The 7459-nt window shown below is 42.9% G+C and carries 5 protein-coding genes; 4 read left to right on the forward strand and 1 reads right to left on the reverse strand.

The genetic code is table 11. The features are described 5' to 3' along the window. Positions 1–182: 182 nt before the first annotated feature. The 4 genes from AC5JMK_RS10585 to AC5JMK_RS10600 all read left to right on the forward strand — a co-directional run bounded on the left by AC5JMK_RS10585 (position 183) and on the right by AC5JMK_RS10600 (position 5244). Positions 183–2792 (forward strand): CHAT domain-containing protein, encoded by a 2610-nt coding sequence (locus tag AC5JMK_RS10585; RefSeq protein WP_495910033.1) that lies wholly within the window; start codon positions 183–185, stop codon positions 2790–2792. 22 nt (positions 2793–2814) lie between these two features. Continuing rightward, positions 2815–2955: a hypothetical protein gene (locus AC5JMK_RS10590; protein ID WP_495910034.1), complete on the forward strand. Its 141-nt coding sequence runs from the start codon at positions 2815–2817 to the stop codon at positions 2953–2955. A 207-nt stretch (positions 2956–3162) separates the two neighbouring features. Further along, positions 3163–4926 (forward strand): Rieske (2Fe-2S) protein, encoded by a 1764-nt coding sequence (locus AC5JMK_RS10595; RefSeq protein ID WP_495910035.1) that lies wholly within the window; start codon positions 3163–3165, stop codon positions 4924–4926. A 69-nt stretch (positions 4927–4995) separates the two neighbouring features. Next, positions 4996–5244, forward strand: coding sequence for a hypothetical protein (locus AC5JMK_RS10600; RefSeq protein WP_096677319.1), 249 nt, complete (start codon positions 4996–4998; stop codon positions 5242–5244). A gap of 60 nt (positions 5245–5304) precedes the next feature. Here AC5JMK_RS10600 and AC5JMK_RS10605 read toward each other — a convergent pair whose 3' ends face one another. Then, positions 5305–6936, reverse strand: coding sequence for an RluA family pseudouridine synthase (locus tag AC5JMK_RS10605; protein ID WP_495910036.1), 1632 nt, complete (start codon positions 6934–6936; stop codon positions 5305–5307). Positions 6937–7459: the final 523 nt, after the last annotated feature.

Raw genomic sequence — 7459 nt, forward strand, 5'->3', positions numbered from 1 at the left:
ACTTCTATTGACGTTCTTTTACCACAAAATATACTATTTTGGAGATGTTTATTGAGGGGGGTTCATTCGACTTTTGCAAGAGGTCTAATCTCTTACGTAACACACGCTACAAGAACTGCAAATTAAAAAGTAAAAAGTTAAAAGGCAAAAGTAAAAAGTATAGAAGTATCTGGAATCAGCAGATGAAAGAAATTCTAGAAAAAATAGATCAACTTAATCGAGAAGTAGTGCAACTTGCTGGACAAGGCAAATTTGAACAAGCGATAATTGTTGCACAAGAAGCTATAAAACTAGGACGCAAAAATCTATATAAACATCAAACTTTTGCAGATAGTTTAAATAATCTTGCAGAATTATATCGAATGTTAGGATATTTTTCGCAAGCGAAACCCTTATATATCGAAGCCTTAAATTTACGAAAAGAATTACTAGGAGATTCACACCCAGATATTGCCCAAGCTTTGAATAATCTTGCTGCATTTTATGTTGCTCAAGGACTATATTCTCAAGCAGAGCAGTTATTTTTAAAAGTATTGTTAATTGTCAAAAATCAGTTTGGCAATAAACATCCACAAGTAGCTAGTACAATGAATAATTTGGCTACAATTTATGGCAGTCTGGGGCGCTACAACCAAGCGGAACAAATGCATTTAGAAGTACTAGATATCAGAAAGTCTTTATTAGGTCAAGAACATCCAGATATTGCTAACACTTTAAATAACTTAGCAGAGATATACTTGTCTGGTGGACGCTACCTTGAAGCTGAACAATATTACACAGCAGCCTTATTGATGAGGAAGTCTCTGTTGGGAGAACATCATCCAGATGTGGCATTTAGTTTAAATAATTTAGCAACTTTATTAGCTGCTATTCAACGTTTTGATGATGCTTTGTCATGTCGCCTTCAAGCTAGCGAAATCAATGATAAACTAATTAGTAATGTATTTGCTTTTAGTTCTGAAAATGACCGAATAGCTTGGATTGAGAAAATCAGAGGTAATTTCGATTTATTTCTCTCTCTGATTTACAAACATCTTCCCAATTCAAAATATGCGTTGCAACAAGCGTTAGATTTTGTCCTCAAACGCAAAGCCTTAACATCTGCGTCATTAGCTGCTCAAAATGAAGCTTTAGCGAGCGATCGCTATCCCCATCTGCAAGAACAGTTTCGTCAACTGAGTGATTTGAATGCACAGTTAGTAAAGTTGACTTTTTCTACGCCTCAAATCAGTGATTTCACGAATTATCAGCAAGAGTTAGCACAACTGGAGGCTAGATATAACCACTTACAAAAACAACTAGCATCCCAAGTACCAGAAATTCAATTAACAGAGAAACTTGGTGATCGATTTGCGGTAGCTGAGGCATTACCAACTAATTCGATATTAGTAGAATTTGTCCGCTTCGATGTCTACGATTTTCATGCAGTTCCAGCTAGAGAACAAATACAATGGCATCCTGCTCGTTATTTGGCATTTATTTTACCAGCCCAGCAGCCAGATGCAGTGCAGATGATCGATTTAGGAGAAGCTGAAGCTATTGATGAGCTAATTCGGGAATTTCGTTTGCAAGCATCGGACTATACCAGAAAAACTCTAGCGTGGGGAAAAGCAGCCTCTATACCCAAGTTACAAATTAAACAATATAATCCAGCAGCAGCTATCCAACTGAGGAATGTGCTTTTTGGGCCTATTCATGAGGTGGTGAGAAACTGCAAACATCTAATACTTGCACCAGATGGTAACTTGAACTTGCTGCCGTTTCAGATATTACCCATTGATGAGACGGGTACACATCTACTGATGGATGAATATACCATTTCGTATTTAGGTGTGGGACGAGATATTCTCCGCTCTCAAGTTCAGACAACCCGCGCTGCGGATGCACCTATAATTATGGCTGATCCAGATTTTGATTTGGTTAGTGAGCAGAGGAGTAGGGAAGCCAAGGGACAAGGGGGACAAGGGGGACAAGGGAGACAAGGAGAAGAATTTATCAATACTCTTGATGGTGAGGTTTTATCTCGCGCTGCTGGTACAAGGTTTCTCGGTGAAAGTGTCGCCCAAAAACTCCAAGAAGCACGGTTATATATGGGAGCAGAAGCATTGGAAAGCCATTTAGTCAGCAGTGGATGTCCTAATATTATGCTGATCGCCACTCATGGTTTGTTCTTACCAGATTTGCCACAAGTATCTCTTAACGTGGAGCGCAAAGAATTAGGGATGGAGCGTTTTGAGATATCAAAGGTAAAAAACCCGATGATGCGCTCTGGACTTGCTTTGGCGGGTGCAAATACTTGGTTATCTGGTGGTAATCTACCACCATCAGCAGGTAAAGGCTTTGTTTTTGCTCAGGAGATCGCCAGTTTAGATTTATGGGCGAACGAACTGACTGTTCTGTCTGCCTGCGATACTGCCAGAGGAGATATTAAAATTGGCGAAGGTGTATTTGGGTTGCGTCGCGCTTTTGCTGTAGCGGGTTCAAAAACACTCGTGATGAGCTTGTGGAAAGTACCTGACAAAGCAACTGCTCTGCTGATGGAGCGTTTTTTTGACAACTTGCTCTTGGGAATGGGGCGTGCAGAAGCGTTACAGGATACCCAGAATTATATACGTAAAATTACAGTAAAACAATTGCGGCAGTCTGCTTTGGGTATGGAAGTTTTGAAGGAACTATTGAGGGTGAACGAGTTGTCACCACAAAGTAAAATTGATTGTCATGAAGAAGATACGCCACTGGAGCATCCTTTTTATTGGGGAGCATGGATTTGTCAGGGAGAGACTGACACCTAAAACCCACATTCCGCACTTCAAGTTGAAGTATAAAGAGATTAGTTCCTATCACAGCAGAAGCGATCGCACCTTCAAACCAAACACCACAAATCAAATGCGATCGCTCGATGAAATCAAAGTACTCCCACCTTTTGTGTCTACGGTGTACACAGAAGTCTTATAAAGTTGCCTAGTAGCGTTTTGATCCCCCCTAACCCCCCTTAAAAAAGGGGGAACTAGAATCAAAGTCCCCCTTTTTTCTAGCGTAGCGGCGCGTCAGCGCGGGGATTTAGGGGGATCAGAGGATTTATGTGTACACCGTAGCCTTTTGTGTAGGAGAACAGCTACAGTAAAAGAAAGAACTTGCCATCTTCCCAGGAGGAGGTGCAATATGAGTCAAGCTTTGGAAGCAAGGAAAAATACTGAGCATTATGTATGCGTTGCTCAGGTTGCTGATGTCAAAGCCGCCGCTTATGCAATTGTTTATGTTGAAGGACAGGCGATCGCACTGTTTGATCACAATGACAAAATTTACGCTATAGATAATCGTTGCCCACACATGGGTTTTCCTTTACACCGAGGCACTGTTAAAGATTGTATTTTAACTTGTCACTGGCATCATGCTCGTTTTGACTTGGCTAGTGGTGGCACATTTGACGCTTGGGCTGATGATGTACGTGCTTTTCCTGTAGAGATTCGTGGTGATCAGGTATGGATAGATTTAGCACCCCATGCAGACCCCCAAGCTCACCAGCGTCAGCGCCTCCAAGATGGTTTAGAACAGGGGATCTCGTTGGTAATTGCTAAATCGGTGATTGCTTTGCTAGATGCAGGTATCGAACCAGCAGCACCATTCCGCATTGGACTTGATTTTGGGGTGCGCTACCGTAATGCAGGTTGGGGAGCAGGTTTGACGATGCACACTTGTATGATCAACCTTCTACCATACCTCGACCCAGAAGACCGACCCCGCGCCCTTTATCACGGATTGGCTGCTGTGGCGCGTGACTGTGCAGGTCAACCACCCCACTTTGGAGTTCACCCTTTACCCGCATCTGCACCCGATATAAATACATTAAAAAGATGGTTTCGCCAGTTTATTGAAGTACGTGATGCAGAAGGTGCAGAACGGTGTTTAGTATCGGCGGTGCGTTCTGGTGCTGACCAACAGCAAATCGCTGAGATGTTGTTTACTGCTGCCACTGATCACCGCTATATTGATGTTGGTCATGTTCTCGATTTTACCAACAAAGCTCTAGAAGCTTTGGATGCTACAAATTGGCAGAATGCAGAATCAGTTTTAACTAGCTTAGTTGCTGGATATGCTAGCGCCGAACGGATGGAGGAGTCAAATTCCTGGCGTTACCCGGTGGATTTAGTCGCAATTTTAGATCGTGCTTTTGCAGAAATCCCAGCAGCTTTAGAATCAGGACGGGATCAGCAAGGAACATGGTCAAACCGTGAAGCATTAGTCACAATAGTTCTAAGTGAAGATGCTCAAGCGATCGCAGACTCACTTTTAGCAGCACTACGAACTGGTTGCACCGAGACAGAATTAGCAGGTGCTGTCACCTATGCAGCAGCATTGCGAATTGCTCGTTTTCACACCAATAATGATTTTGGGGATTGGGATACAGCCCATCATACTTTTACTTTTGCTAATGCAGTGCATCAAGGGTTACGGCGCGTTGCTTCCCAATCATTGCTGCGAGGTGTCTTCGATGCAGCTATGAGTGTGTATCTCAACCGATTTTTAAATGTGCCACCAGCACGTTTACCAGAACCAAAGGAAACTGTAGACAACCCAGAAAAATTGCTGGATGAACTACCAAAATTACTTGATCAACAACAACAGGTAAACGAAGCAGGCGCTTTAGTCGCCCGTTATCTGTATGGTGGTGGTAATCCTGATCGACTTTTAGCCGTACTGGGTAAAATGCTATTGCGCGAAGACCGCAGCTTTCATGTGATTCAAGAAATAGAAGCAGCTTTTCGTCAGTATAGTTTGCTACGCGACACAAAGGCAGGAAATCATGTCTTAATTGCCGCAACCCGGTATTTAGCAGCCCATGCACCAACCATGCGATCGCAAGGACAAACTTATCAAATGGCAGATCGGTTACATCGAGGCGATCGGTTATTTGAAGAGTCGTAAGTTTGGGGGATGAATCAGTTAACAGTTAACAGTTAACTGATAAGTCTTCAACATTCAAAGAGGTTAGCAATGGTACAGGAAATTAGATCCAATGAACCGCAATATGTTTGTGTTGTTGCAATTGAGAAAATGACAGGTAATCAAGATGAAGAAATTATGACACTTGGTGTGTCTGCTGATGATGCTAAGGCGCAAGCAATGCAGTTATTAGCGGATAATTATCAATTTCAAGAAGCACAAATTGCAGAGTTAATGCAACAGGCAAAAATTGAACCTATAGGTCAATGGTGTGCGCCAAAATTGGCGGGTGAAGATTGAGGTGGGGATGTGGAGACGGTGTAGAGACGCGAAATTTCGCGTCTCTACTATTTTTCAAAATTAAAATGGGGTTTTTGTCTGTAAATACAGTTTTTCTCCCAACTGGGGATGCTCAAAACTTAGTTCTCTGGCGTGTAGATGTAACCGACTCGCCTCTGCACTACATCCATAAAGGCGATCGCCTAAAATTGGAATCCCCAGTCCTGTTGGATCAGCAGCATGAACTCGCAACTGATGGGTGCGTCCTGTTAGCGGGATAAATTCTATGCGAGTGTAGTTTGCTTGTTTGCTAATTATCTGGTACTTAGTCAAACTAGGTTTTCCATACTGCCAATTTACTTGTTGATAAGGGCGATTATCAGGATTACCCCACAATGGTAGTTCGATAACACCTTGGTTAGTAGTTACAGTACCAGCAAGCACCGCTTCATAAATTTTGTGAACCTGGCGTTGCTGAAATTGCTGACTTAGTTGGCGATAGGTTTGGCGATCGCGTGCCAATAACAGAATACCAGAGGTTTGTTGATCTAAGCGATGTACGGTAGTCAGTGCGATTCCATCTGGTAACATATGGCGTAAACGACTGAGAACACTGTTTTGAGTGTCGCGATAACGACCAGGTACTGATAATAATCCTGGAGGTTTGTTCACAACAATCAGCCATTCGTCTGCGTAGAGAATCGGAATTTCTTCGGGAGGATGAGGTTGCAATCCTGACAGCAAAAACCCCATTAAAGCCTGACAGCGTTCGACACAAGCTCCATAAAATTCTCCTTGAATTTTATCTTGATTAACAGAGGATGGCCCCCACCAAAATTCTGCCATTGCCAATGGTTTTAAATTATGCGTTGCGGCGTAGTGGAGTAACTTAGGAGCGCAACAGTCGCCAGTACCAGTGGGTAAACCTTCTGGGATTAATTGTTGTAGCGATCGCGACTGTCCCCAGAAATTCATGACAGAATAAGCGGCGTGCATTTGTGCTTGTAGTTGGCGGGATAGTTGTTTACGTTGCTGTTTCAATTCCCGGATGCGTATATCTGCGGTATCAATTATTTGCTTGAGTGGTTGCAATTGTTCATCACGTTGGCGCTTGAGTTGGCGTCGTTCAATTCCATCTCGACGACTTTCTGCTTCCAGTTGTTCTAAAGCCGTTGTCAGTGCTTCTCCGGTGAGGGTTGTGCTAAATAGTTGACGTTGGGCGTGGCGTTGCTGTTTGCTTTCTTTGTGGCGATCGCTCATTTGTTGTAGGCGCTGTTCAAACTCATGAGATAATTTTTCGTATTGCTGTCGTGCGGGAAGTTGCTTGAGGGTAATCAATTCTTGTTTAATAGTATCCAAATCAGCCAAAGTCCGGGCTTCATCAACAGCAACTTCATCTCGTCCGGGAATCGGTGGAACCCAGCCCGCAACTACACTACAACCATTTAGTAATCCAGAGAAAGCTTTGAGTATCCGTTGTTCGCCATCAGCCATTTCTACCAGTAATATCCCGTACATCTTACCTTCACGGCAATAAACCTCATCGCTAGCAAGGTGTTGCATGAAATTATGTGCGATCGCTTCTACTAAAGAAGTGCGGGGAAGTTTTAGTAGTTCGCCAGTTGTAGGACAAATACCTTCATAGTAATAGCTGGGGGATGAGTTGCTGAGTGTAAAGTTATGGGGGAGATTGAACACTAATGCTGATAACATATCGTAGTAGACAGGCACGGTATCCTCTACTTTTTTGGAGACGCTATTTCCAAATTCTCGGAGCAACAGCAGCCATAAACACGAGAAAAATAATTTCTAATATAGAGACTAATATATAAAGGTAGGATATTGTTTGGTAAAATTTTGTACTTTACCTCATAATATGCGACTTGCGAGACAAAGACTAGACACAAATCTAGGTTGAGCGCATCTGTACCGCCTCGGAATAAATTCCGAGTCTCATAGCGCAAGTCCTCTGAAGAGGACTCAAAAAAAGTTTGTTCCAGTCCACTTGAGTGGACTTTTGCTATTAGCCTGGAACTTTAGTTCTAGGCGGGATACGGTTTCAACATGAAAAATTTTTGACTTGTGTGTACAGCGTAGCCTTACAAAGGGTAGGGATTTTGTATTTGGTAATTTTTTGACCATTTCAGCCGATCATAGTTTACATGCCCTGTAGCAGCTTCCGGGTTCCTTGCAGCAGCTTCAGGGTTGACGTTTCCGTGTTCCGCGCAGCCTGTAG

It is taken from the genome of Pelatocladus sp., from assembly GCF_059505505.1.

What these genes read in the sequence shown, in the direction of transcription:
- AC5JMK_RS10595 (WP_495910035.1), top strand. Translation starts at nt 3,163, where the DNA reads ATGAGTCAAGCTTTGGAAGCAAGGAAAAATACTGAGCATTATGTATGC.
- AC5JMK_RS10605 (WP_495910036.1), bottom strand. Translation starts at nt 6,936, where the DNA reads ATGTTATCAGCATTAGTGTTCAATCTCCCCCATAACTTTACACTCAGC.
- AC5JMK_RS10585 (WP_495910033.1), top strand. Translation starts at nt 183, where the DNA reads ATGAAAGAAATTCTAGAAAAAATAGATCAACTTAATCGAGAAGTAGTG.
- AC5JMK_RS10600 (WP_096677319.1), top strand. Translation starts at nt 4,996, where the DNA reads ATGGTACAGGAAATTAGATCCAATGAACCGCAATATGTTTGTGTTGTT.